Source organism: Actinokineospora globicatena, assembly GCF_024171945.1.
GTDB lineage: Bacteria > Actinomycetota > Actinomycetes > Mycobacteriales > Pseudonocardiaceae > Actinokineospora > Actinokineospora globicatena.
In genome coordinates this window covers 1,163,650-1,190,271 of sequence record NZ_JAMTCR010000003.1, presented here as the reverse complement: position 1 = coordinate 1,190,271, position 26,622 = coordinate 1,163,650, and the positions used below count along the sequence as shown (strand labels likewise).

Genomic DNA, 26,622 nt, shown 5'->3' with positions numbered 1-26,622 from the left:
GATGACCGCCACCGAGCACTATCCCCGAGCCAAGCTGGACCAGCGGACCGAGCGGTTCCCCACGTCCCCGGCCCAGGCGGGCCTGTGGTTCGCCAGCACCTACGGCGACGACCCGACCGCCTACAACCAGCCGCTGGTCCTGCGCCCCCGGGTCCGGCTGCACCACGACCACCTCGTCGCGGCGCTGCGGGTCGTCCACCAGGACCACTCCGCGCTGCGCACGACCTTCGACATGGCGGCCGACGGGGACGTCGAGCAGGTCGTGCACGCGGACCTGGTGCCGATCGTCGACGTGCGCGACCAGCCGCACGGGCACGAGGGCTGGGTGACCGAGCAGGTCGCCGAGGTCGCGGGCACCGTGTTCGACCTGCGGGACGGGCCGCTCGTGCGGGTCCGGCACCTGCGGCTGGCCGATGAGCGCAAGAGCGTGCTGGTGTTCAACGTGCACCACACGGTCTTCGACGGGATGTCGTGGAAGCCGTACCTGAGCCAGGTCGAGGCCGCGTACACCGCTATCGCCAACGGCCGCGAACCCGAGCGTGAGCCCAGGCGGCAAGCGGTGGAGGCGTACGCGCGGTGGTCGCAGCGCCAGGCCAGCCCGGCGACGACGGCGTACTGGCGCGAGAAGCTCGCCGACGCCCCCGTCGCCACGCCCATCGGGTTGCCGGGGGAGGGGTGGGCGCGCAACGTCACCCGGCACCGGGTGCTGGACGAGGAGGTGACCGCTCGGCTGCGCGAGTTCTGCACGGCCGAGGGCGTCACCACGAGCATGGTGTTCGTCGCGCTGTACCTCCTGCTGCTGCACCGGCACACCCGCCAGGACGACGTGCTGGTGGGCATGCCGATCACCGTCCGGGAAGGCGCCGACGCGGGGGTCGTCGGGCACCTCACCAACACCACCGTGCTGCGCCACCGGCTGGCCGACGACGCCTCCGTGCGCGACGTGCTGCGGGCGGTGAAGCGCGAAGTGCTGGAGGTGCTGCGACACCGGCACGCGCCGTTGGAGGCTGTGGTCGGTGACCTGCGCGGGCAGGGTGGGGTGAATGGGCTGAGCGGTTCGGTTGATCTGTTCACCGCCATGGTCACCGTCATGCCCGCTGAGGCGCGGCGGCTCGACCTGCCGGACTGGGGTGTGCGGACCTGGGACTACACGCCCGGCGGCGCGAAGTACGACTTGGCGCTCGTGGTCGACGAGTCGCCCGAGAACTACACGGTGATCGTCGAGCACAACTCCCGCTCAGCCGAGGGCGGTGCCTTCGCGGCGCACCTGGTCGGGCGCCTGGAGACGATGCTGCGCGGTGTGGTCGCCGGGCCGGACACGCTGGTCAGGGACCTGCCGTGGGTCAGTGCCGCGGAGGAGCGGGCGATCGCGGACCTGTGCGAGCGCCAGGCCGACGCGCCGACGCTGGGCACCGAGGTCACATCCGACCTGGTCTCGGCGGCGTTCACACGAGCCGGTTCGGACACCGCGCTGGTCGCGGACGGGGTCTCGCTCACCTATGCCGAACTGGACCGCAGGGTCGACGCGGTCGCCGCTGGTCTCGCGGCCAGGGGCGTCGGCGAGGCGCGGCCGGTGGGCGTGCTGCTGCGTCCTGGACTGGACCTGGTGACGACGATCCTCGGGATCCTGCGCGCGGGCGGCAGTTACGTCACCTTCGACGTCGGGCACCCGAGTGAGCGGTTGAGCTTCGCCCTGGGGGACTGCGGGGCGCAGATCCTGGTCAAGGCGCCGGACATCGACCTGGCCGGTGTCGAACTCCCGAACGGCCTCGCTGTCGTCGAGCCGTCCGATGTGGACAGCGGCGAGAAGTTCGCTGGTGGCGTGTCGAAGTCGCCTACCGATCCCGTCTACACCGTGTACACGTCGGGCTCCACCGGCCGACCCAAGGGCGTTGTGTTGCCGGAGGCCACGCTCACCAACCTGGTGCACAACCAGGACACGATGTCGGCCGGTCGGCGGATGCGGACGCTGCAGTACATGTCGCCCGCTTTCGACGTGATCGCCGAGGAGATGTTCGGCACCCTGTGCACCGGCGGCACCCTGGTGATCCCGCCCGCCGACATCCGCACCGACTTCGTCGCGCTGGCCGAGTTCCTGGCCGAGCAGCGCATCGAGCGGGCCTTCTTCCCCTACGTCGCGCTGCGCGAACTCGCCGCCGTGCTCCGCTCGTCCACAGTGGACCTGAGTGCGCTGCGCGAGGTGTACGTCACCGGCGAGCGGCTGACGATCACCGACGACCTGCGGGCGATGTTCCGCCGCCTCCCGAACGCGCGGCTGAGCAACATCTACGGCCCGTCGGAGGCGCACCTGTGCACGGGGGAGGAGTTGCCCGCCGATCCCGACACCTGGCCGACACTGCCGTCCATCGGGCGCGTGGTCGCCGGGATCGACGCGCGGGTGCTGATCAACGGGGACCAGCAGGTGCCGTTCGGCGTCGAAGGGGAACTGTGCGTCGCCGGGCCGGTCGTGTCGCCCGGATACCTCGGTCTGCCCGAGAAGACCGCCCAGGCCATGGTCGACGACCCGTTCGCGCCCGGGCAGTTGATGTACCGCACCGGTGACGTGGTCGTGCTGACCCCGGATGGCCGTCTGCACTACCGGGGCCGGGCCGACGACCAGGTCAAGATCCGCGGCTACCGCGTAGAGCCCGGCGAGGTCGAAGCGGTCCTGGAACGCGTGCTGGACGTGGACGCCGCGGTCGTCGTGGTCGTGCCCTCCGGTGCCGATCGAGCGCTGCACGCGTTCGTCCAAGGCGCCGAACCGGCCGACTGGCGCACGCGAGTCGGCGCGGAACTGCCCGGGTACATGATCCCGCGCCAGGTCACCCGGCTCGACGCCATCCCGGTCACGCCCAACGGGAAGACCGACTACCGCGCACTGCGCACCTGGCTCGACGACCACGAGGACACCCCGGAGACGCCGGTCGAGGTCGACTGGAGCGACGCCGAGCGGGCCATGGCCGAACTGTGGACCGAGGTGCTCGGCGACGCGCCCACCACACCGGACGTCGACTTCTTCCTCCTGGGCGGCCATTCCCTCCTCGCCGCGCGGCTGCACCGCTTGGTCCGCGAACGCCTCGGCGCCGACGTGGCGCTGTCCGCGCTGCTGAACACGCCGACCGTGCGCGGGATGACCGCGAGCCTGGGCGACCAAGGCGCTCCCGAGGCGCCCGACCTGCGCGCGGAAACCGAACTCGACCTCACCGTGGGCGAGCGGACCGAGCCGGTCGACGGCGTCGTGCTGCTCACCGGCGCCACCGGGTTCCTCGGCAGCCACCTGCTCGACGAACTGCTGCGTCTGGACCGCCGGGTCAGCTGCCTGGTCCGCGCGGACACCGTCGACCAGGCACGGGACCGGCTGCGGGCGGCGTTCGAAACGTTCGCCCTCGACTCGGCGCGGATCGACGACGTGGAGGTTCTCCTCGGCGACCTCAGCCAGCCTGGACTCGGGCTGGGGGAGGGGTTCGAGTCGGTCGCCCTGTCGGTGCGGGAGGTCTACCACTGTGCCGCGCACATCAACTTCGTCGTGCCGTACCACACCGTCAAGCGCACGAACGTCGACGGACTGCGCCACCTGCTCGACCTCTGCGCGCGCAACCGCACCCCGCTGCGGCTGATCTCCACCCTGGGCGTGTTCCCCCCGGACTCCAGTCCGGACACCGTCGCGGAGCCGGAGATCCCGGGTGACCCGGCGTCGCTGGGCATCGGGTACTCGCAGAGCAAGTGGGTCGCCGAGCACCTGGCGCTGCGGGCCCGCGAGGCCGGTCTTCCGGTGACGATCCACCGCGTTGGCCGCATCGGCGGGCACAGCCGTACCGGCGCGTGCAGGCACGACGACTTCTTCTGGTTGCAGCTCAAGGGTTTCGCGCTGCTGGGTCGCTACCCGGACGATATGGTGGAGGCGGCGCCGGTGGACCTGCTGCCGGTGGACACCGTGGCCTCGGCCGTCATCCGGCTGTCGGAGCAGCGGGCGGACAACGAGAACTGGCACGTGCACCACCACGTCGGGCTCGGCTGGCCGGAGATCATCGACAGCCTCCGCGCCATGGGGTACGACATGGTGCCGACCACGCGGTCGGAGTGGTTGACCGCGCTGGAACGGCAAGCGGAGGACGACGACCGGGGCGAGGGCCTCGGCTCGCTGGTGCCGCTGATGCGCGAAGGCGTGATGCGCCTGGGCACCCACACCTTCGACAACGCGCGCACCAGGCGCGCGCTGGTCGAAGTGGGGTACCCGCAACCGCGGCAGGACCCGGCGTGGGTCCACCGGATGTTCGACTACTTCCTGGCCAGGGGCGCCGCGCCCCACCCGGGAGCGGACACGCCAGGAGATGGCACGGCAGGAGAGGACACGGTGGGGGACGTCAACCGGGGAGGTCGCGATGCCTGACCGCACGAGCCGATCAGTGGTGATCATCGGTGCCGGGCCGGTGGGCTGCGCGCTGGCCACCCTGCTGCGCCGCCAGGGTGTGGCGGTGGACGTCTACGAGCGTGGCGTCGAGGACTCCGGTGGCTCGGGGCACTCGTTCAACCTGACCCTCACCTCGCGTGGGCTGGATTGCCTACCGCGTTCGGTCAAACGCCGCCTCTACTTACAAGGCGCTGTCCTGACCAAACGGATCATCCACCACCGCGACGGCGCCATCTCCACCCAGCCGTACGGCACCGACGACGCCCACCACCTGGTGTCCATCCCGCGTGGCGTTCTCCAGGACACCCTGCGCGACCAGGCTTTGCGGGCGGGCGCGCGGATCCACTTCGAACACACCTGCCTCGATGTGGACACCGAGCGCCCGGCTGTCCTGTTGCGAGACCGCAACGGAGCCACCGGGTGGGTCGAGGCCGATCTCGTCGTGGGCTGCGACGGTGCCAACAGCGCGGTCCGCGAGGCCATCGCCGCCGCGCACCCCACGGAGTTCTGGGTCACCCGGGACTGCATCGCGCACGGCCACGCCGAGATCACCATGGACTACGCCGACGCGGACCCCACGGGCATGCACCTGTGGCCGCGCGGCGACCACTTCCTGCAGGCGCAACCCAATCGCGATCGGACGTTCACCACCAGTCTGTTCAAACCGCTGGAGGGACACGAGCGGGACCGGCACTTCGCCGAGCTGCCCTCGCCGGACGCGGTGAGCGACTACTGCGCCACCGAGTTCCCGGACGTCGTGGACCGGATGGCCGAAGTGGAGCACGACCTGATGGACCGGCGACCGGGCCGGTTGCGCATCATCAGCTGTGCGCCGTACCACCACCGGCGGACCGTTCTGGTCGGTGACGCCGCGCACGCCGTGGTGCCGTTCTTCGGCCAGGGCGTCAACTGCAGCTTCGAGGACACCGCCGCGTTGGCCGCGCTGCTGGAGAAGGCCCGCTTCGGCAGCGGTTCCGGTGACCCGGTCGAGTCCATCGTGGCCGAGTACAGCGATGTCCGGGTCCGGGCCGGGCACGCGCTGGCCGACCTGTCGCTGCGCAACCTGGAGGAGCTCTCGGAGCGAGTGGACAGTTCCGCGTTCCTGGCGCGCCGCGCGCTGGAGCGCCGGTTGCACGAACTGCACCCGCACCTGTTCACGCCGCTCTACCAGATGGTCGCGTTCAGCACGATGTCCTACGACACGGCGCAGCGCGTGCACCAGGAGTTCAGCGCGGCGTTGGACGAGGTGTGCCGGGGGCGGGACCTGCGGGTGGAGCGCGACGCGATCATCGCCGAGTTCGTGCGGCGCCACGGCGGTGGCCGGGGGAACTGTGCCTGCTGAGCTAGGCCTGGGTGACCGCGGCGGGCTCGTCGACCGGCTCGGTGTCCTCAGCGTCCTCGTCGGCAGGGGCGTCCGGGTCGGCGCGCGCGTCGTCGGTGAACCGGAAGCCGACCCCGCGCACGGTGACGATCCAGTGCGGCGAGCCCAGCTTCTTGCGCAGGCTGCTCACGTGCGTGTCGATGGTGCGGCTGGCCAGCGACGTGATCTCCGCGTCGACGCTGTCGTACTCCCACACCCGGCGCAGCAGCTCGGCCCGGCTGAACAGCCGCTCGGACTCGCTGGCCAGCAGGTGCAGCAGCTCGAACTCCTTGCGAGTGGTCTCGACCACCCGGTCGCCGACCCGCACCTCGCGCAGGGTGGGGTGGATCCGCAGCTCACCCGCGGTGATCGTGGGCGGCGACAGGACCTTCGCGCGGCGCAGCAGCGCACCGAGCCGGGCGACGAGTTCGCGGCTGCGGTAGGGCTTCTCCACGCAGTCGTCGCAGCCCGCCTCCAGCGCCAGGATCCGCTCCAGCTCGGAGAAGGAGGCGAAGCCGATCATCGGGACGTCGCTGGTGGCGCGCAGTTCCCGGCACAGCGTGAGACCGTCGAAGTCGGCCAGGTCCAAGTCCACGAGCACCACGTCGACCGACTGGTGCGCGGTCATCGCGTCGGCACCGGTGGTCACCGCGACCGGGTCGAACCCGTGTCTGCGCAGATCGGTCACCGTGTCCGCCACGCCGTCACAGTCAGCGACAACTAATACCCGCGGCCCACCACCCAGCACGATCCTTCCCCCTTCGGTCGAATGGGGACAACCCTAAAGCCTTCGGGCAGATGGTGCAGAACGTGCGTGAAGTACCTGTCCGAGTGAAATACCTCTGGTGTGCGCCACCGATAGAGTCGCAAATGGCGGATCCACCGATAGCGCACGCGCACCAAGAATCGCGGGGCCGGGAGAACCGACCCGTGTAGCCGAAAGGACGAGCGATGAGCAGCGCACCAGGCCCCGAGGTCGGCACCGGGGCACCGGCCCGGCCGTGGCGCGGCCTCGCCCTGCTGACCTTCCCGCTGATCGTGCTGGCCCTCGACGTCAGCGTGCTGTTCCTGGCCGCGCCCGCGCTCAGCCGCGATCTCGGCGCGAGCCCCGCGCAACTGCTGTGGATCACCGACATCTACGGCTTCTGCATCGCCGGGTTCCTCATCGTCATGGGCGTGCTCGGCGACCGCGTGGGCCGCAGGCGGTTGCTGGTCATCGGATGTCTGGCCTTCGCGGGTGCGTCCACGTTGGCCGCGTTCGCGCCGACCGCCGGGTGGCTGATCGCCGCCAGGGCGCTGCTCGGTCTCGCGGGTGCGACCCTGATGCCGTCCACGCTCGCCCTGATCCGGGTGTTGTTCCCCGACGAGGGCGAGCGGCAGAAGGCCATCGCGATCTGGATGACCGCGTTCTCCGCCTCCGTCGCCCTCGGCCCGGTCCTCGGCGGCGTCGTCATCGACCAGCTGTGGTGGGGCGCGGTGTTCCTGTTCCCCGTGCCGTTGCTGGTCGTGTTCGCCGTGCTGGCGCACCGGACGCTGCCCGAGGAGCGCGTCGAGGACCCGGCGCCGCTGGACCTGCTCAGCGTGGGGTTGATCGCGGGGACGATGCTGGGCGTGGCCTACGCGATCAAGTCGGCCGCTGTGGGGGATCTGGGCGTGCTGACGATCGCGGTGTTCGCCGCCGCCGTCGTCGCGGGCGTTGTGGCCGTGCGCCGCCAGTTCCACACCCGGCACCCGCTCATCGAACCGGCGCTGTTGACCAACCGCCGACTGCTGGCCGGACTCGCGCTGCTGCTGATGAGCGTCACCGCCATGAACGGTTTCTACTTCCTGGTGCCGCAGTACTTCCAACACGTCCAAGGCCGCTCCGCGACGAGCACCGGCCTGCTGATGCTGCCCCTCGCCGGTGCCGCCGTCGTGGCGTCCCTCGCGACCCCGCCGCTGCTCGGCAAGATCCGGCCGCCGTTCCTCGTCGCTTCCGGTGCGATTCTGGCCGGTGCCGGTTTCCTGGCGTTGTCGCTGCACTCCGGTCCTTTGTCGACTCTCACGCTGACCCTGTTGGGCTGCGCGGTCGTCGCGGGCATCAGCGCCATGGGCGTCGTCATGACCGACCTCGTCGTCGGCCTCGCCCCTCCCCGGCACGCGGGTGCCGCCGCTGGTCTCTCGGAGACCGCGGGAGAACTGGGCGTGGCGTTGGGCGTCGCCATCCTCGGATCCGTCTCGGTCTTCGCCTACCGCGCGACCGTCGAGGGCTCCGCCGCGCCCCTGGACGACACCACCCGCACGACCGTCGCGGATTCCATCGCTTCCGCTCGTACTCTCGCCGAGAATTCCCCGCCGCAACGCGACACCATCCTCGACGTGGCCGCCGACGCCTTTGTTTCCGGCTTGTCCTGGGCCGCTGTCACCGCCACCGCCGCAATGGCATTGTGCGTGCTATTGGCTTTGACGATCCTCCGCACCACGAGCACGCCTGCCGAGGAATGAGAAATGGTCATTTCCGGAGTGGCGCGAGTCAGATTCGGCCCGCGGCGATGAGTGCGCGCAGAATCGTCTCGATCTCGTCGGTGATGGGGACCAGCGCCTCCAGTTCGCGGTCGAGGTTGTCGGCGAACTGCTGGTAGACCGTGCGGTTGCTGGCGATGGACGCGGCCAAGCCCACGGCGCCGGTCCACCGGATGGCCTTGGTGAACCACGGCGGCACTCGGTCCTGGTCGGGCGGCACGCTGGAGGTGGTGCTCCGGTACAGCTCGGTGGCCCGGTGCAGCGGGTCGGCGAGGTCGGGTAGCCGCTGGACGAGGTCGGCTGAGAGGTCGCCGCCGACCGGGAGCGGCGGCTCGCAGAACCGGGCGATACCCGCCAGGTACTCGGCCGAGAACCCCGCCCACCGCTGGGCGAGCCGGTTGCGCAGCAACACCAAGGAGAAGCCGCCGCCGACCGGCGCGAAGCCGGTGAACCGGGGGAGGGCGCGGTAGGCGCGGTCGAGCAGGTGGTCGATCTCCGCGACACCCCCGCCGGTCCGGGCGCGGTCCAACAGCCCGGCCCACTCGGGGTGCTGCCCGGGCAACCTGGTCGGATCGGCGACCCCGAGGCAGTACTCGGCCACGCGGTCCAGGTAGTCGGCGAGCTGCTCGGCCGGGTCGGTCGTCTCCTCGGCCTTGAACAGCCTCGGTGCGAAGTCGGCGGCGGTGACCGCTCGCGCCCGGAACGGTTGGTCCACTGTGGCCAGCTCCGGGACCGACGGCTTGCGCCACGCATCGGGATTCGTGCCCAGGGAGCCCAGCGCGAGGACGCGACCCGTGGGTTCCTCGGACTCGGCGGGGGTGTTGGGGGCCAGGTAGGCGCGGTTGGGGGCCAGCGCGAGGTCCTCGGCGGTGCCGGTGTTGAGCAGTTGCGGTTCCGGCAGGTTGCGGATCAGCATGACCTGCCGCAGGCGCCGGTAGATCGCCTCCACGGTGAGCAGCCGCTGGGTGCCGGGGATGCCGTCGCGCAGGATCGCCAGCAGTTCCCCGGTGAACTCGCTGTAGGCGGCGCCGCTGATGGCCACCTGGTTGGCGGGCGAGGCGGTGAGCACGAACGTCCCGTTGATCTCCAACTCGGCCACCAGGTCCCGCGCCGCGCTCATGTACGGCCCGACCGCGCGCCCGGAGAAGCAGCAGTCCATGATCAGCACCCGGACCCGGGCGCCGCTGCGCACCACCTGGCCGCGCACCGCGTCGTACGGGAGGCTGGAGTACTCGGGCAGGTCCGGGTCGGTTCCCTTGAGCGCCAACAACAACTGGCCCGCCTGCGCGCCCGGCATCCCGTGGCCGCTGAAGTACACCAGCAGCATGTCCCGCGCCTGCTCGGCCGCCGCGATGGCCCGCCCGATCGCCACCGGGTCCGCGTCGGCGGGCAGCACCGCGCAGTCCGCCGGGTCCATGCCGCCCAGGGTCGGATCGGTGAGCACCTCGCGGAGGCCGACGAGGTTGTTGGCCACCGCGGGCAGGTCCGGGAGGTGGTCGTACGCGCTGATACCCACGAGCACGGCTTTCGAACGCGTGGGATCGAACTGGGCCATGGGGATCATGTAGCAGAGTGCCGTTGGGCCCGCCACCGGGACGGCGGGTTTGGGTACGGTTGTCGGGCGGACGACGAACTGAGGGGGCGGGTCGGTGTGGAGTTGGTCGGCGAGCGGCACCTGGACTGGGACGGCAGCTGCAACGCCCGTGACCTGGGCGGACTGGGCAAGGTCAAGCGCGGGGCCGTGGTGCGGATGGAGGCGCCGAACGGGTTGACCGCCGCCGGGTGGGCCGCGGCGTGGGACTACGGGGTGCGCACTGTCGTCGACCTGCGCAACAGCGACGAGTACGGCACCGACGGCGCCGAGCGGCCCGCCGGGATCACCACCGTCCGGGCGCCGCTCGACCCGGTCGGCACCCCGTTCTACGAGCACTGGCACAAGATCGACTACCTGGCCTCGCCGCTGTACTACGCGCCGCTGCTGGCCGAGCACCCGGAGGTCGTCATCGGCGCCGTCCGCGCGGTCGCCAACGCCGCCCCGGGTGGCGTGGTCTTCCACTGCGCGGCGGGCAAGGACCGCACCGGCCTGCTCGCCCTCGTCCTGCTCACCCTCGCCGCCGCCACCCCCGACGAGATCATCACGGACTACCACCTCACCTTCACACGCCGCCGCCACCTCTACACCGCCCCCGACTCCTACGACGAACTCGCCTACCTCACCGAGGTCCTCACTCGCCACAACACCACCGCCGAAACCCTGCTCACCGCCACCATCACCGCCCTCCCCATGCCCACCTACCTCCTCGACAACGGCCTCACCGAAGCCGAACTCGCCGCTCTCCACACCCGCCTCACCGGCTGACCTGGGCGGCCACGAGGGCAGGTGGTCTTGCCCGAACGGTCCCTGTGGCGGGTGGGGCTTGGCGTGGGGGAGGGGTGCGCCGATACTCGGCTGTATGGCCCATCGGTGTGGCGGGGAAATGGAGCAGGTCCAGCGTCCCTCGCACCGGTCACCTGGGGTGGTGCGCGGCGGTGGGTTGATCGCCTTGCAGCGGCTGGTGGGGAACCGGGCGGCCGCGCGGGCTGTGGCGGGGGTGGTCCCGGCGCCTGTGCAGCGGTATGTCCTGCGGCCGGTTTCGCACAACGATGACGCGCACAGGGTCCGCGCGGGCCAGTTGGGTTCCGAGGCGAACGTGGCGGTGGCGTACCCGACGAAGCCTGACGGGGCGGAGAAGGAGCCCGTCACCTCCTGGAGCTTCCACGGCGGCGACCACGCCGAGGTAGCCGCCATCAAGAAGACGGGGATCGCCAAGGCGCGGGGGCGCCGGGTCGGTGACTGGGTGGGGCGGGTCTACACCGAGTTGGAGCCGTGCCCGAGGTGCAAGGTCGACCTGGGGAACCTGCTGGAGGACGACGCGGTGGTGGAGTACACCGCGTGGTTCGAGAGCCAGTGGAGCAACGCCCAGAACTCGCTGAAGTCCCGGGCCACGAGCATCGCGGAGATCGACTTCCTGCTCGAGCACGCCACCACCGTCGGTCTGTCCACACCGGACCTCCAGGCCGAATCGCTGCGGCTCAAGTCGACCGCACTCGACAAGAAGGACACCCCCTACTCCCGCGAGTCCGCCACCGCCGCCCGCCAAGCGTTCGCCGTGGGTGCCGCCGCGCTGTACCAACAGTTGCTCACCGCCGAGATCAACCGGCACCCGGAACTCCCCGCCAGCCAGGCCAGGACCCTGTTGGCGCACGCGAGAGACACCAGACACTTCGACAAGTACCGCGCGACCCTCACCAAGATCCGCGAACAGGCGAGCCGCGCGAGACCCACCCCGGTCCACGCCCCGCCCACCATCCCCTATCCACGGCCCTCAAACACGCCACCTATCCGCCTCGACCCCACAACCACCTTCGCCGCGCCGCGCCTGACCATGCCCGCGCAATCCCCTGTCACTCCACCATTCCCAGGCGCCACGATCACCACCCCATCGCTGGTCCCTGCCGCGGTGTCGTTCCCAAGAGCCACAACCACGCAGACCCCCGCCCCGAGTCTCAAGCGCAAACCGTCCACCCCCTTGATCGGCCAGCCGCCGCTCAAGCAGGCCAGGTCTGACGCCATCACCGCCAACCAGGCCGATTTCCTCCGGATCCTCGCCCGCAAGCGCGGCCCCGACCGGTTCAACGCCGTCTTCGACCAGGTCAGCGCCGGCATCGCGCCGCGACAACCCGATGACACCACCAACTCCCTGATCGCCCGCCTCACCAAGTCCGCGGCCTCGACCATGATCGACCGCCTCAAGGCAGGCTAGGGTCACGGCACCATGGTGGAGATCAGCCCGCTGACCGGAGCCGACCGCGCCCGCTGGGAAGTCCTGGCCCGCGCCGGTGACACCCACTTCGGCACCACGCGCCCAGACGACGACTACGAGCGAACCTGGCACCGCCTGCTCGACGACGGGCAACCGCGCGGGGTCGCCGCTCGGTTGGACGGCACCATCGTCGGCGTCGCCCACTACGTGTTCCACGCGGGCATCTGGGGCTCCGACCGCTGCTACCTCGCGGACCTGTTCGTCGACCCCGCGGCCCGACGACAAGGCGTCGCCACGGCGATAATCGACTGGCTAGCCCAAGACGCCGACCGCCACGGTTTCCCCCGCCTCTATTGGAACACGCTTGTCGACGCTCCCGCCCGCGCCCTCTACGACAAGGTCGGCACCTTCAACGAAGGTCTCATCCTCTACACCCACCGCCCCGTGAGCGAGTCCACAGAGGACCAGCGTTCAGCCTCCGACGAGCCAAGTGGGCCATTGGTGTGATCTTCGCGGAACCGGCGTGCTTCCGGTGTGCGATTTGCAAGACTCCCGCCTGTCGTGATGGAACCGCGAAGGGGAGAGCATGCGGAAGTTGTTGAGCTTGGTGGCCAGTGTCGCCTGCGGGGTGGTGTTGGTCGTGGCCGCGCCTGCCGCGAGCGCGGAGCAGCAAGATGACGTCATCCAGTCGTGCAACGTGCCCGAGGGGTACGTCGTCGTGGGGGTCAGGGAGCAGTTCAACGTGTGCGTCCCGTGGCGGACGGGGACGACGCTGTTCATCGCGCGGCCGGTCACCGGGCTGCTGGCCTGCAGCGTGCCCACCCGGCCCATCGAGTTCAGCACCCTGGGTTCGGTCAACCAGTTCGGTGTGTGCGCCAGGGGAACCGCGCCGTCCTTCTACCTGGTGGAGCCCACCGACGGTGCGGCCGCCTGTTCCATCCCCACCTACCCGGTCGAGTTCACCTTCACCGGCGTCCGCAGCGAGTGGGGCGTGTGCGACTCCACTGGCACCGCGCCCACCTACAGCCTGGCCCGCCCGCGCGCGGGTCTCCTGGCCTGCACCATCCCCAAGGGCTACTACGCCTCCTCCGTCGTGAGCGGCTGGGGTGTCTGCACGACCCGCGGACAGGGCTCCGCCTACGTGCTGGCCGTCTGAGCACGCGCCTTCCGGCCCGTCAAGGGCCGGAAGGCGCGTACCCGGTACTACCCCATGACCCGCGCACCGGTTCCGGGTTCGTCTACGGATCACCCGAACGGCCTAGGTCCGATCGGAAGGTCCACTGTGGACAACAGGCGAGTCTGTTGCCGGGCAACCCGTTTGGCCCAAACTCCCGGGTTCGGGACCGCGATCGGGTGGCGGATACCCGGTTCTCGCCACCGTGGCGTTCCGGTGTGGCTATAGTCCCGGCTTGCCTGCGACCGCCGAGCACGAGGAACAGCATGGATGAGCGCGTCACAGAACCCGATGACGTGGGCCAGGACTCGGTCCGGCAGCGCCTCGCCGCGTGGCAGGCGAGGGCGGACCAGCTCGCCGCCGACACCGAGGCGATGAGCAGCCAGTTCGAGCAGCTGCGGGTCACCAAGACCGACCCGGCCGGGATGGCGGAGGTCGTCGTCGACTCCGGTGGTGCCCTGGTCGGGTTGACCCTGACCAGGGAGATCGAGCGCGCGGCGCCGTCGGTGGTGGCCTCGACGATCATGAGCACCATCCAGGCCGCGAAGGCCGAGCTGGCGGAGCGGGCGCAGGGGATCCTGGCCGAGACCCTGGGCACCGAGTCGCCGGTGGCCAGGGCGGTCGCCGCGCAGGTCAGCGAGCGCATGGGGGTCGTGCGGTCGGCCGACGAGCAGCAGGACCGGCCCCGCCGCCGCACCGACGAGGACGAGGACAACGAGATGCGCGTGTTCGGGCGGGTCGATGACTGACGGGTACGCGGTCGACGTGGAGCAGATCCGTCGGCACGCCGCGCGGCTGGACGCGATCCGGGGCCGCTTCGCCGCCGTCCGCTCCGCCAGCGCGCACATCTCCGGTGACGCCAGGGCCTACGGCAAGCTGTGCGGGTGGATCTCGCAGGTCCTCGCGGGCAGGCACCAGAAGCAGAACGACCTCGTCGGCGAGGTGGCCGAGAACCTGTCGATGGCCGCGTCGTCGCTGCGGGAGAGCGCCGACGCCTACGCCACCAACGACACCGCTGCCGCCGACACGCTGGCCAAGATCGGCGAGGAGCTCGGCAAGATCAACCGGGCGCTGGAGGACATCGGCAGGCGGAGCGGGGTCGCGCGATGACCAACGACCTGATCGCGCCGGTCGTCTCCAGCCGCAAACCGTGGACCGGCATCAGCCTCGCCGAGAGCGTCGAGGGCCTCGTCGACGCGATCCGCACCGAGGGGTGGGTCGACGACCTGCTCGCGGGCGCCGTGCTGGGCGGGGACCTGCTCTCCAGCGCGCTCGACCCCTTCGGCGCCCTGCTGTCCAACGGCATCGGCTGGGCGATGGAGTACTTCCGGCCGCTGCGCGAGATGCTCGACGCGCTGACCGGCATGCCCGACGTCGTCGCCGCGCACGCCGCCACCTGGAACCGGATGGCCGGTGAGCTGAGGTCGATCGCGTCAGACCTGCGTTCGGCGTTGGCCGAGGACCTGCCCGGCTGGTCGGGATCGGCCGCGGACGGCTACCAGGACATGATGGCGCACAACGTGAACGCGATCGGTGGGCTCGGCGCCACCGCGGCGGCGATGGCGGAGGCGACCACCGGGGCGGGCGGTCTGGTGCAGATGACCCGCGACCTGGTCCGCACCGTGATCTCCGACCTGGTCACCCAGGTGGTCGAGTTCGTCATCTCCGCCGCCCTCGGCCTGGCGTTCTTCCAGATCGCCCGTGGCGTCGCGACGATGGTGGCCAAGTGGACCGCGCGCGTCGTGGACTTCGGGACCGCCCTCTACACCAGCCTGCGCAACCTCCAGCTCCTCCTCGAGGGATAGGTCGATGACGCCCAAACCCAAGGCGCCGCACGGCGGTGGGCCTGGCAACCGCAGACCGCACCACGGATCCGGTGGGCTCGACGCGGGCACCAGCGTGGCGAAGGCGCACACGGCCATCGAGACCGAGATCCAGGCCGGTCGCCCCAGCGCGTCGAGCACGCCGAACCCGAACCCGATCCCCGGTCCGGCGGGCAACCGGCCGATCAAGGCCCCGGTGGACCGCCACCACCTCGACAAGATCACGCCGAACGGGCCGCCCAAGGACCGCAACACCGTCATCCTGCCGGAGGCGCGGGACGGGGTCCGGGCGGACATCGCCGACATCCGCGCCGGGAAGGCCCGCTGGGTCGGCGGCGAGTACATCACCGACAGCGGGCGCCACTACCGGGTCGAGGGCAACGGCACCGTGTACCCGGTCGACGGCCCCGGGCTCGTCCACCTGGATCGGCAGGAGTACAAGGCGCTGCAGGCCATCATCAAGCACAATGGCGACGTCGACGCCGCCAAGCGCAGCGTCGAACGGGACCCGGCCATGTCCGCGGGGGCGTTCGAGAAGGCCACCGAGGTCTTCAAGCACAGAGGGAAGTAGACCGCCATGCTCAGCTACAGCTTCCTGCTGGACCGCCTCCCCCCGGCGGCCGACCTGCACCGCGCCATCGCGGACCTGTACGGGGTCGACCCCGCCCGCGTCCACGTCGGCCGCCTCTACGAGGACGACGGCGGCCCCCCGGCCACGGTCAGCTGCACCTACGCCCCGCTCCCCGGTGGCGACTTCCCCTGGCGCCTCGACATCGGCGCCGACGACACCGTCACCGGCCCCTCGGAGCCCGCCACCGCCTCGGCTCTGGCCCACCGCTTCGGCCTGCGCGCCCTGCTCTCCCTCAACGCCCCCTCCGACGAGTACTGGCGCCTCATCACCCCCACCGAGGACCACCAGGTCCCCCTCAACCTCGACGAGCTGGACCACGACCGCTACGTCCTCGCCGTCACCGGCTAGCCCTCAGAGCATCGTCACCACACCACGGCGATGCCGAGTCGGCAGGACATCCACCTCGTCAGGCACCCACCGTGCTGCCCGCAACGCACGCCGAGTCACCTGCCTGGCCTGGCGCTCCCTGTGCCGGACCCACACGCGCACCATCGGATCGTCCCCCAACGCCCGCACGGCCGTGCGCAGGACCGTCTCCCGCCGGACAACCGCGGGCCGAGGCCGATGCCCACCCCGCTCAGCCACCCGCACACACGCGGCGCTGTACCGCAACCCCCGCGCCGTCTCGCTTCCCCACGGACGCCGCCGATACGGCTCCACGGGGCGATACAGGACCTTCCTCGCAGAGCGAGACACACTCCTCCTCGGTGGCCCACCAGGTACCTCCTGGCGCACCTACCCGAACCCCCACGCCCCCCGGCGCCTCCTGTCCAGTCTCATACCCACGAAGCTATCACCGCGGACGGGCGTCTTGGACCGTCACACGCGACGGGTAGCCGGTGTGCGGCTCTAAGGGATGTCTCATGACCCGGTGAGCGGGTCTGGAATGTTGGTGGTCGAAAATGTGCTTGCGCGGCGGTCGTGGGGGCTGACACGATGGCCGCATGTCTACGCGAAAGGGCTGTGACGCCCTCGCCCGATGAGCCTGCGCGCGCGGCGTCGACCGCGCGAGGTTCGACCGTTCCCTGCTGACCCTGATGGCATCCGTCGGGAGTGGATGGCGCACGCGCTGTCGTGCGAACCGGCCGATCGGGACAGTGCCGAGAAGGCCATCAGCGCTCTGTACTCACTGATCGGTAGCGCACGCCCGGAATTCCGCTGGGTCGGGTCACCGGCGGCCGTGGCGGAGCGGAGTGCTGAGTCCACAGTGGCCAACCGACTCCTGGCGCGCGTCAGCAAGGTCCGGGAACCGCTCTACCACTGGCGCCGGTACCGGGCCCCCGGCGACGAGCCCATATTCCGGCACGAGCACATGTCCGAAGTGGACAAACTGGTTGGTGTCCCGCTGGAACGCGATATCCGCGACACCCTGCTCCCCGCTCTCCGGGACGCCGCAGGGCACAAGGGTTTCACCTGGTACGGCCAGCACGACGCGTTCTGGGTGGCGAGGCTCGACGCGCACCGGCGGGTGTTCGCCCCCGGTCGCGCGGACCCCGCACTCGATGCTTGGACCGCCCTGGCCCGCTCGTGCGGATGGTGGTGGCCAGGAGACGACGAGTGCGTCATCGCCGATCGCCCCACCGTGTTCGCGCTCGACGACGTCCCCGACGCCCAACGCCTCCACCGGGACGACGGGCCCGCCGCGGTCTACCCCGACGGCTGGGCGGTCCACTTCTGGCACGGCACCGCCGTTCCCGCCTGGGTGCTGGACGACCCGACCCCGGCCAGGATCGACGCCGAGCGCAACATCGAGGTCCGCCGCTGCGCCCTCGAACGCCTCGGCTGGCCCGACTACCTCGCCCGAGCGGGCACCCGCCTGGTCGCGACCGCGCCCGACCCCGGCAACCCGGGATTCGAACTGCGCCTCTACGACCTGCCCGCGTGGGACGCGCCGTCCCGGCTGCTCCTGGCGGTCAACGGTTCCGTCGAACGCGACGGCACCCGCCGCCAGTACGGGCTGCGCGTGCCCAAGTGGTTCACCGACCCGGTGGACGCCGCCGCGTGGACCTACGGCCTGGCGGGCGCCCAGTACGCCACCCTCCTGCGACGCACATAGGTGATGCCACTTGCGACTCGACCAACTCCTCGACCACACCGGACTGTCTGTTCTGGACCACCTGGAACGCGAGGTCACCATCCCGGTCCTCGACGGCATCCAAGCCCAGGGTGACCTCATCGTCATCCCGGCCGCGATCGTCGGCGCCGCCATCGACAGCGCTCCTGCGCGCTGGGTGCCCGTTTCCCCGCAGGGAGTGGACCTGTTGCGTGCCACCAACGGTGCCAATCCCCACACCCTGGTCGGTGCGGCGTGCCACTGGACCACCGGCGTACGCGACACCCTGGCCCTCGCGGTCGCCCTCGTGCGCAACACCGAACCGGCCTACCTCATCCACCCCGAACACGGTGGTACCGGAATCGCCCCGGGCTACTGGATCATCCGCAGACAGCGGGAACTAGGCATCCACGGCCGTCGCGCAAGACCGCTCTACGTCCACGACTAGCCATGCACCCGTCGCGCCTCGGCAAGGGAAACCGGGGCGCCGACGGTGACATCGTGCAGGACGTGGGCCAAGACCTCGGCCCCGCGCACCACGCGCGGGCCGGGGCGGTTGTAGTACGCGGGCCCGTCCAGGACCCACACGTTGCCCGACTGGACAGCGGGCAGCGACGACCAGCCGGGACGGGCGGTCAGCGTGTCGAGTTCCGCGAAGGTCCGCTCAGGGGTGAGCCCGCAGGGGAGCAGGAGCACCACCTCTGGGCTGGCATCGACAACGGCCTCCCAGTCGATCGCGGAGGTGTGTTCGCCCGCCGCGGCTAGCAAGGGAGTGCCGCCTGCGGTCGCGATCTGCTCTGGAACCCAGTGACCAGCGGGCCACACCGGGTCCAGCCACTCGATCGCGGCGACCCGGGGGCGCGACAAACCTGAAACAGCGTCGGATACCGTGTCCAGTCGGGCTTCCAACGCGGCGATCCGGGACTCCACGTCGTCGACGCCCAACATCCCGCCCACCCGGTGCAGGCAGTCGAAGATGCCCGCGATCGTGTGCGGCTCCAGGCTCACCACCCGCGGGCCGACGTCCATCACCCGCACCGCCTCCGCGACCCGCTCGTAGGACACCGCGCACACGTCACACAGGTCCTGCGTCAGCACGAGGTCCGGCGCTAAACGCGCCAGCAGTTCGGCGTCCAGTGAGTACAGCGACGACCCCTGGTGACCGCCCACCGCGCTGGAGATCTCGCGGCTGGTGAGCGAGGCGTCGATACCGGTGGCGGTGACGACTGGGACCGACTCCACCTCGGTGGGCCAATCGCACTCGTGAGTCCGGCCGACCAGGGCGTCTACCCGGCCCAGCGCCGCGACGATGTCGGTGGCGGCGGGCAACAGCGAGACGATGCGCACCCACCCAGGGTAGGCGCTGTGAGCAGGATCGCCGGGGGTGGACTCCGTTTGGCGGAGCCAGGGGTGTGGCGCGCGCTGTTAGCCTGGAGCGGTTCCGCTGTGTGATCCACACAACTGAACAAGTGCCGCCCGTGACGGGGAAGCTGGTCGGAATCCAGCACTGTCGCGCAACCGTGGGCCACACCAGTGGCGAGTCGGATCACCGTCCGGGCGGAGGTAGGTGTCGTACCGCTGTCGCGAGAGCAGAGGTGTCGGTCTGGCGTCGTGCGCCGGTCTTGCCCCTCCGCGTTCGCGGGGATGAGGATGTGGCCGTGAGTCAGGCGCTTCGCAGGGTCGTCCAACCCTCGATCGTCATGTCGACCGTGGTGGCCGTGGTCGCCCTGTCCATGGCATCCACCGGGACCACCGCGGCCGCCGAGCCCGATCGCGTGGCCGCCAGGGCCGCCACCCAGTGGCTGACCAGCCAACTCGGCGACGATGGCACCCTGCGCAACCCGCTCAACGACGCGCTGCCCGACCACGGCCTCATGATCGACCTGCTCTACGCCGCCCACGCCTCAGGCGCGGGCGCGGCGGCCGAGCCGGTGGTGGACTACCTGGACGACCAGCGGCACGCCAGCGACTACTTCACCTGGGACGGCCTGCTCCCCGGCCAGGGCTTCGACGCGATCATCGTCGGTGGTTACGCCGCCAAGGTCCTTGTGGCCGCCGAGGTGGCGGGCCGGGACCCGCGCTCCTTCGGCGGTTGGGACATGGTCGCCGAGACCAAGGCCGCGATCATGCGCTCCGGTCCGCACAAGGGCCGGGTCAGCAGCTACTCCAAGAACCCCGACTTCGCCGACTTCGTCAGCAACGACACCAACATCTTCGGCCAAGCGCTGGCCGTCATCGGACTCGCGGGCGTGGCCGACAACGACCAGCTCGCGATCGACAAGCTGGTGAGCCAGCAGTGCGCCGAGGGCTACTTCCGGATCTTCTTCGGCGTCGTGCCGACCACCGAGGTCGGCGACCACGTGCTGCCCAACGGGTACAAGTTGTCCACTTGCGACGAGGGCAAGCCGTTCGACCAGTCCGCTCCGGACAACGACGCCACCGCGATGGGCCTGTCCGCGCTGCTGGCCGCCCGCGAGGCCGGTGCGACGGGGCTCGACGCGCCCATCGACCGCGCCGTGGCCTACCTCTCCGGTGCGCAGACCGCCGGCGGTGGCTGGGGCGGCGGTGTCCTGACCGAGGCGCCCAACACCAACAGCACCGGCTTGGTGGTCCAGGTCCTCACCCAGGTCGGCGGGCACGACGCCCAGGTCGACGCCGGGATGGCCTACCTCAAGTCCGCCCAGGTGGGCAGCGCTGACGCGGAGAACGCCTTGGCGGGCGACATCGGTGCGATCGCCTACAACCCGCAGGAGTACCAGGCCGCGAAGGCGACCGGTGTGTCCGGTGTGGACACCTGGATCCGGGCGGGCGCGCAGGCCGCACTGGGGCTCGCGCAGGTCAGCTTCTACGACCTCGTCACCGGCAACGTCCCGGACGACGGCGAGCAACCCCCGGTCACGACCACCCCGACAGCTACACCGACGACGGCCCCCACGACGAGCGCCCCGGTCACGGAGACCGCGACGGCGACGCGCACGACCACCGTGACCAAGGTCGTCCAACGCAAGCCGGTCAGCCCCAAGGCGGGCACCCAGGCGCCGCCGCCGAACACCCCGCCCGGCCAGGTCGTCCTCCCCGTGCCCACACCGGCCGAACCCCCGACGGCGACCCCGAGCACCCCGACCGCCCGGCTCGCCGGGTACCTGGCGGCCAGGCTCGTCGACGGCGACCACATCGAGGTCACCCAGGACGGCCGGACCTTCGTCGACTACGACGGCACCGCCGATGTCGTGTTCGCCCTGCGCGCGCTCGGTGAGGAGCAGGAGGCCGCCGACAGCACCACCAGGTTCCTGCTCGACCCCGCCTCCGTCGCCGCCTACGCCCACGGCGCCCCGTACGAGCCGAGCCCCGCCGCCTACGCGGAACCGCTGGCCAAACTCCGCCTCGCCGCCGGGTTCCTGCCCGACGAGTTCGGCAAGGACATCGCCGACCTCGACCTGGCACTGACGGAACTGCGCACCGGCGACGGCACGTTCGTCGACACCGGCAAGTTCGCGGACGCCTCCGAAGCCATCGAACGGCACGTCTGGGCCACCACGGCGACCATCGCGGCTTCGGACAGCGACGCCGGGAAGGCCGTCCAGACCCTGCTCGACCGGCAGTGCCGCGACGGCACCTTCCCGGTCGACCTGTCGGTCACCGGGTGCGGCACCGGCGACCTCACCGCCACCGCCGTCGCGATCACCGCTCTCAACGCGGGCCGGTCAGCGGCGAAGTCCAACTCGCCTGCGAACCGGGAAGGCTGGTCCCCCAAGCGGTCCACCGCCCTGGAAGCGGCCGCCGCCGCGCTCAACGAGAAGTCCACACCGGACGGAACGGTGCGGGGCGGTGATGATCAGGTCGACGTCGTCCTCACCTCGGCCGTCGCGACCGCGCGCACCGTCGCCGGACTCGACAGCACCCCCTCCGCCCGCGCGCTCGCCGCGGCCCTCGGGCCTGACGGCGGTGTCGTGACCCGGGAGGGCACCGACAGCAACCTCCCGATGAGCGTCTCCGTCGCACCCGGGCTCGCCGCCCGGTCATGGCTCTCGGCCGAGCACTCCCCGGTTGTCGCCGTGCTGCGCCTGCCGCTGCGCCCCGCCGACCGCGCGACCGCCACCGCGGCCGCCGCCACCCAGCGGGTCCCCGCGTGGATGGGCGCCGGACTCGTCGGTCTCGGCTTCCTGCTCGCGGTCACCGCCGCCGTCGCCGCACGCCTGCTGATCACCCGGAACGCCAACCGCAAGAACCCGACCCGCGAGGTGGTATCCCCATGAGACGGATCTCGACCCTGGCCGCCGGTCTGGCCCTGGCCGCGGGCCTGGCGGTGGCGGTGCCGACCGCCGCCCCGGCCATCGACCCCACCAAGGGGTACGCCGGGATCTGCACCGGCGCCGACGCCCTGAGCGGCGTCACGGTCGTCGTCGACTTCAACGAGCTCGACGGCAACGGCGGCACCGCGGCGCCGACCATCACCCGCTGCTCGCCCAACGCCAGCCCCGGCACCCAGCGCACCGGCATCAAGGCGCTGCAGGACGCGGGGATCGCCGTCGCGGGCACCAGCCAGTGGGGCCTGGGCTTCGTGTGCCGGTTGGAGAACCGGCCGTCGTCCACCGAGACCATCCCGCGCACGTCCAACCCCACCTACAAGGAGGCGTGCGTGTTCACCCCGCCCGCCGAGGCGTACTGGGGTTACTGGCACGCCGACGGCGCGGGCAGCACCTGGACCTACAGCAGCTACGGCGCGGCCAACCGCAACGTCACCCCCGGCGGGTTCGAGGGCTGGTCGTTCTCGCTGAACAAGACCTCCACCACCAACCCGGCGCCCGGTGTCACCCCGACCAACCCGGCGGTCGGCCCGAGCAACCCGACGGTGGGCCTGTCGGTCAACGACCTGGACCGCAAGATCAACCTGGGCCAGACCACCAGCCTGACCTGGACCTCCACCAACGCCACCACCGTCACCGCGCACGCGGTGTCCCCGGCATCGGGCGGCGGCACCTGGACGGGCACCCTGACCAACCCCGGCGGCACGGCGTCCATCACGCCGACCGCGAAGGGCACGTACTTGTACACGGTCAAGGCCACCGGCACCGGCGGATCGGTCTACTCCACCGCGACCCTGACGGTGCAATGAGGTTGAGGCTCCGTATCACTCCCTCCCGCCACCCACCCCCTCGTCCCCGCCCGGCATCGTCCCCGGTATGGCAGGGACCCTCTCGGCATCGTTTCGGTTCTGGCAGGAGGCTGCACGCGCTCGCGGCGGTCGCCGCACTGGTGGCTGTCGTGGGTTTCGCGCCGTCCGCCCGGGCGATCGACCACGGCAAGGGACAGCCCGGGTTCTGCACGAGTCCCACAGGGGTCACCGTCGTGGTGGACTTCCAGGACCTCGGTGGCACGACCATCGTGCGGTGCTACCCGCAGGGCACCCGGGGGACCGGGCTCGACGCGCTCAAGGGCGCCGGGTTCCAGGTCGCCGGGGTCGCGCGCTGGGGTGAGGCGTTCATCTGCCGCGTCGAGAACCGGCCGTCCGCCGTCGAGGTGCTGCCGATCCAGGGCCGCGAGGGCTACCGCGAGCTGTGCGTCGACACGCCACCGGCGGCCGGGTACTGGTCGTACTGGCACGCGGGCAACAACTGCGCGTGGACCTACAGCCAGTGGGGCGTCAAGAACCGCGACTTCGTCCAAGGCGGCTTCGAGGGCTGGACGTTCTCGCTCAACGCCACCGCGGACTCCAACCCGGTGCCGCGCGTCGCACCGGTGCGACCGGGGACCGCCGGGCAATCGTGTGTGGCGAAGGAAGAGCCGAAGCCCGACACCGACGACCCGAACGAGCGGCAGGTCCCAGCGGCCCAGACCCCGTTGACCCAGCGGAAACCCGATCCGACCACGACCACGACCGCGGCCAGGGAGACGGCGCAACCCGTGCCCGGCGGCCAGGTCACGCCGTCGAGCGGAGCCGCGCTCCCGCCGCCCATGCCGCGCACTGTGTCAGCCAAGCCGGATCCGGCGAACAACGTCGCGTTCACCGGCGGCGAGGGCGCACCTGACGTCAACGAGGTCCTGGCGGACCAGTCGGGGTCGAGCCCGTTGGCACCGTGGGTCGCGGGTGGCGTGGTGCTGCTCTTGGCCGCCGCCACCGGGTACACCGCAACTCGCCGCGCCCGCGCGCGGGAGTCATAGGTGCGGACGGCGACCTACTTCCTGCCCCGCGAGCTGCACCCGGCGGCGTGGTGGCTGTGGGCGCTCGGGCTGGCCGTGGCCGCGAGCCGGACCACGAACCCGTGGCTGCTGGGCACGATCCTGGCGGTCGCGGGGTATGTCGTGGTCGCCAGGCGCACCGACGCGCCGTGGGCGATGGCGTTCCGCATGTACCTCTACCTGGGCGCGGCCATCGTCTTCTTCCGCGTCTTCTTCAGGTTCGTCTTCGGTGGTGCCGAGGGGGAGACGATCCTGGTGCGGTTGCCGGAGATCCCGCTGCCGGAGTGGGCGGCGGGTATCCGGTTGCTTGGCGCGGTGTCGGCGGAGTCGCTGCTCGGCGGGTTCTACGACGGTCTACGCCTGGCGACGATGGTGGTGTGCCTCGGCGCGGCCAACGCGCTGGCCAACCCGAAGCGGCTGCTCAAGGCGATGCCGCCCGCGCTCTACGAGGTCGGCACGGCGGTGATCGTGGCGTTGTCGGTGTTCCCGCAGCTGGCCGAGAGCGTGGTGCGGGTCCGACGGGCGCGCAAGCTGCGTGGTGGTGGGGGAAAGCGGTTCCACGTCTTGCGGGCGATCATGATCCCGGTACTGGCCGACGCGCTGGACCGGTCGTTGCGGCTGGCGGCGTCGATGGACTCGCGGGGGTACGGCCGGGCGGGGATGGTCGATGCCCGGAAGCGGTTGGTCACCGGAGCCTTGATGATCATCGGACTGCTCGGGGTGTGCGTCGGCGTCTACGCCACTTTGGACGGTTCGACGCCCCGCTACCTCGCTGGGCCGTTCCTCGCCGGTGGGCTGGTCGTCGGCCTGCTGGGGTTCCGGACGGCGGGTGCGCGGGTGCAGCGGAGCCGGTACCGACCCGGGCAGTGGAACCTGGCCGAGGTCGTGGTCGCGCTGTGCGGGATCGCGGTGGCCGTGGTCCTGTTCACGACGTCCAGTGTGGACCCGACGAACCTGAACCCCTCGCTGATCATCCTGTCTTGGCCGATGCTGTCGTGGGCGCCGCTGTGCGGGGTGCTGGTTGGCGTGCTGCCCGCCTTCTTGACGCCGGTGCCCGACACCGAGAAGGTACCCGCGTGATCGAACTCGACCGTGTCAGCTTCTGGTACCACGGGCAGGCCGACCCGGTGCTGTCCGAGGTCACGCTCTCCGTCGGGGAGGGCGAGTTCGTGCTGATGGCCGGGCGCACGGGGTCCGGGAAGTCGACGCTGCTGGGGACGATCAACGGGCTGGTGCCGCACTTCACCGGCGGCCACCTGGACGGGACCGTCTCGGTCGACGGCGTCGCCACGCACGCCCACCCGCCGCGCGAGTTGGCGCACCTGGTCGGGGTGGTGGGGCAGGACCCGTTGGCCGGGTTCGTGACCGACACGGTGGAGGAGGAACTCGCCTACGGGATGGAGCAGTTGGGTGTCGCGCCGCAGGTGATGCGCCGCCGGGTCGAGGAGACGCTCGACCTGCTCGGTATCGCCGACCTGCGTAGACGCGCGCTGCGGACGTTGTCCGGCGGGCAGCAGCAGCGGGTGGCGATCGGCTCGGTGCTGACCATGCACCCGAAGGTCCTGGTGCTCGACGAGCCGACCTCCGCGCTGGACCCGACGGCGGCGGAGGACGTGCTGGCCACCCTGGCGCGGCTGGTGCTTGACCTGGGGACCACGGTGGTGGTGGCCGAGCACCGGATGGAGCGCGTGGTGCCGTTCGCCGACCGGATGATCTACGTCCCGGGGGACGGGTCGGTGGTCGACGGGGAGCCCGCTGACGTGCTGCGGTCGACTCCGGTGGCGCCGCCGATCGTGGAGCTGGGCCGGTTGCTCCGGTGGGACCCGCTTCCGTTGTCGGTGCGCGACGCCCGTCGCCGGGCCCGTGACCTGGACCTTCCTGCTCCGCCGGTGCGGCATGAACCGAACTCCGGGGTGGTGCTGTTATCGGCTTCCGATGTGGTGGTGCGGTATGGCGCGACCGTCGCTGTGCGGGGCGTGGACCTGACGCTGCGGGCCGGGGAGGTGCTGGCGGTGATGGGGCGCAACGGGTCCGGCAAGTCGTCGCTGCTCTGGGCATTGCAAGGCTCTGGTCCTCGGCAAGGCGGCTCGGTGACTGTGGGGGAGAAGGACCCGAAGACGTTGTCGAGCGCGGAGGCCCGCAAGGTCGTCGGCTTGGTGCCGCAGACCGCCAGTGACCTGCTCTACCTCCAGACCGTCGACGCCGAGTGCGAAGCGGCCGATCGTGAGTCCGGTGCTAGTGCTGGCACCTGTCGTGCGCTCCTGGACCGCTTGGCTCCCGATGTCGCCGCGGACCGGCATCCCCGCGACCTCTCCGAAGGTCAGCGACTGGCGCTGGTGCTGGCCGTGCAGTTGTCCGCCGCGCCTGCTGTGGTGCTGCTCGACGAACCCACCCGGGGGTTGGACTACCCGGCCAAGTCCGCGCTGACCCGCATGATCGCCGACATCGCATCTGATGGCCGCACCGTGGTCGTCGCCACGCACGACGTGGAGTTCGTCGCCACCACGGCGGCTCGGACCGTGGTCATGGCGGAGGGCGAGATCGTGTCCGATGGGCCGACCACCGAGGTTCTCGGTGGGTCACCGGCCTTCGCCACCCAGATCGCCAAGATCCTTGGGCCCGACTGGCTCACTCTCGCCGATGTCGCCGCGGCCTTACCCCAGGCGGCGCGATGACAGCGGATCA

At 71.0% G+C, this 26,622-nt stretch carries 22 protein-coding genes; 19 read left to right on the top strand and 3 right to left on the bottom strand.

What is annotated here, in order from left to right:
* Position 1 precedes the first annotated feature (1 nt).
* Positions 2-4,390, top strand: a complete 4,389-nt coding sequence (locus LV79_RS18605; protein WP_253838415.1) for a non-ribosomal peptide synthetase family protein — start codon at positions 2-4, stop codon at positions 4,388-4,390.
* Positions 4,383-5,753 carry an FAD-dependent oxidoreductase gene (locus LV79_RS18600; RefSeq protein ID WP_253838414.1) on the top strand — a complete coding sequence of 457 codons (1,371 nt, stop codon included), beginning with the start codon at positions 4,383-4,385 and terminating at the stop codon, positions 5,751-5,753. The genes LV79_RS18605 and LV79_RS18600 overlap by 8 nt, the downstream gene beginning before the upstream one ends.
* 1 nt (position 5,754) lies before the next feature.
* On the opposite strand, the gene LV79_RS18595 is transcribed toward LV79_RS18600, so the two are convergent.
* Entirely contained in the window at positions 5,755-6,519 is a 765-nt protein-coding gene (locus LV79_RS18595; RefSeq protein ID WP_285469956.1) for a response regulator transcription factor, read from the bottom strand.
* Between the two features lie 203 nt (positions 6,520-6,722).
* Between LV79_RS18595 and LV79_RS18590 the strand changes: the two genes are divergently transcribed.
* Positions 6,723-8,255, top strand: coding sequence for an MFS transporter (locus tag LV79_RS18590; protein ID WP_253838410.1), 1,533 nt, complete (start codon positions 6,723-6,725; stop codon positions 8,253-8,255).
* Positions 8,256-8,283: 28 nt separating this feature from the next.
* Here the strand turns inward: LV79_RS18590 and LV79_RS18585 are convergent, their stop codons facing one another.
* Positions 8,284-9,828 (bottom strand): caspase family protein, encoded by a 1,545-nt coding sequence (locus tag LV79_RS18585; RefSeq protein WP_253838408.1) that lies wholly within the window; start codon positions 9,826-9,828, stop codon positions 8,284-8,286.
* Between the two features lie 96 nt (positions 9,829-9,924).
* Between LV79_RS18585 and LV79_RS18580 the strand changes: the two genes are divergently transcribed.
* The 11 genes from LV79_RS18580 (at position 9,925) to LV79_RS18530 (ending at position 18,205) form a co-directional block, all read left to right on the top strand.
* On the top strand, positions 9,925-10,632 hold the full coding sequence (locus tag LV79_RS18580) for a tyrosine-protein phosphatase (protein ID WP_253838406.1): 708 nt from the start codon (positions 9,925-9,927) through the stop codon (positions 10,630-10,632).
* 118 nt (positions 10,633-10,750) lie between these two features.
* Positions 10,751-12,076 carry a nucleic acid/nucleotide deaminase domain-containing protein gene (locus LV79_RS18575; RefSeq protein WP_253838404.1) on the top strand — a complete coding sequence of 442 codons (1,326 nt, stop codon included), beginning with the start codon at positions 10,751-10,753 and terminating at the stop codon, positions 12,074-12,076.
* 12 nt (positions 12,077-12,088) lie between these two features.
* A complete protein-coding gene (locus LV79_RS18570; protein ID WP_253838402.1) occupies positions 12,089-12,583 on the top strand; it encodes a GNAT family N-acetyltransferase in 495 nt (164 codons plus the stop codon).
* A gap of 79 nt (positions 12,584-12,662) precedes the next feature.
* A complete protein-coding gene (locus tag LV79_RS18565) occupies positions 12,663-13,232 on the top strand; it encodes a hypothetical protein (protein WP_253838400.1) in 570 nt (189 codons plus the stop codon).
* Between the two features lie 284 nt (positions 13,233-13,516).
* On the top strand, positions 13,517-13,999 hold the full coding sequence (locus tag LV79_RS18560; protein ID WP_253838399.1) for a YbaB/EbfC family nucleoid-associated protein: 483 nt from the start codon (positions 13,517-13,519) through the stop codon (positions 13,997-13,999).
* Positions 13,992-14,360 carry a type VII secretion target gene (locus tag LV79_RS18555; protein ID WP_253838398.1) on the top strand — a complete coding sequence of 123 codons (369 nt, stop codon included), beginning with the start codon at positions 13,992-13,994 and terminating at the stop codon, positions 14,358-14,360. Before LV79_RS18560 ends, LV79_RS18555 begins: the two co-directional genes overlap by 8 nt.
* Positions 14,357-15,055, top strand: a complete 699-nt coding sequence (locus LV79_RS18550) for a WXG100 family type VII secretion target (RefSeq protein ID WP_253838396.1) — start codon at positions 14,357-14,359, stop codon at positions 15,053-15,055. Before LV79_RS18555 ends, LV79_RS18550 begins: the two co-directional genes overlap by 4 nt.
* Positions 15,056-15,059: 4 nt before the next feature.
* Entirely contained in the window at positions 15,060-15,644 is a 585-nt protein-coding gene (locus LV79_RS18545; protein WP_253838394.1) for a hypothetical protein, read from the top strand.
* Between the two features lie 6 nt (positions 15,645-15,650).
* A complete protein-coding gene (locus LV79_RS18540) occupies positions 15,651-16,052 on the top strand; it encodes a hypothetical protein (RefSeq protein ID WP_253838393.1) in 402 nt (133 codons plus the stop codon).
* Positions 16,053-16,761: 709 nt separating this feature from the next.
* A complete protein-coding gene (locus tag LV79_RS18535) occupies positions 16,762-17,760 on the top strand; it encodes a DUF6745 domain-containing protein (protein WP_253838392.1) in 999 nt (332 codons plus the stop codon).
* A gap of 10 nt (positions 17,761-17,770) precedes the next feature.
* Positions 17,771-18,205 carry a DUF8820 family protein gene (locus LV79_RS18530; protein ID WP_253838391.1) on the top strand — a complete coding sequence of 145 codons (435 nt, stop codon included), beginning with the start codon at positions 17,771-17,773 and terminating at the stop codon, positions 18,203-18,205.
* Here the strand turns inward: LV79_RS18530 and LV79_RS18525 are convergent.
* Complete coding sequence (locus tag LV79_RS18525; RefSeq protein ID WP_253838390.1) at positions 18,202-19,104, bottom strand: cobalamin-binding protein; 903 nt, start codon at positions 19,102-19,104, stop codon at positions 18,202-18,204. The genes LV79_RS18530 and LV79_RS18525 overlap by 4 nt on opposite strands.
* A 311-nt stretch (positions 19,105-19,415) precedes the next feature.
* On the opposite strand from LV79_RS18525, the gene LV79_RS18520 reads away from it, so the two are divergent.
* From LV79_RS18520 to LV79_RS18500, 5 genes are all read left to right on the top strand, one after another.
* Entirely contained in the window at positions 19,416-22,013 is a 2,598-nt protein-coding gene (locus LV79_RS18520; RefSeq protein WP_253838389.1) for a hypothetical protein, read from the top strand.
* Positions 22,010-22,873, top strand: a complete 864-nt coding sequence (locus tag LV79_RS18515; RefSeq protein WP_253838388.1) for an ABC transporter substrate-binding protein — start codon at positions 22,010-22,012, stop codon at positions 22,871-22,873. Before LV79_RS18520 ends, LV79_RS18515 begins: the two co-directional genes overlap by 4 nt.
* 149 nt (positions 22,874-23,022) lie before the next feature.
* On the top strand, positions 23,023-23,919 hold the full coding sequence (locus LV79_RS18510; RefSeq protein ID WP_253838386.1) for an ABC transporter substrate-binding protein: 897 nt from the start codon (positions 23,023-23,025) through the stop codon (positions 23,917-23,919).
* Positions 23,920-25,017 (top strand): energy-coupling factor transporter transmembrane component T, encoded by a 1,098-nt coding sequence (locus LV79_RS18505; RefSeq protein WP_253838384.1) that lies wholly within the window; start codon positions 23,920-23,922, stop codon positions 25,015-25,017.
* Positions 25,014-26,612, top strand: coding sequence for an ABC transporter ATP-binding protein (locus tag LV79_RS18500; RefSeq protein ID WP_253838382.1), 1,599 nt, complete (start codon positions 25,014-25,016; stop codon positions 26,610-26,612). Before LV79_RS18505 ends, LV79_RS18500 begins: the two co-directional genes overlap by 4 nt.
* The last annotated feature ends 10 nt before the right edge of the window (positions 26,613-26,622 follow it).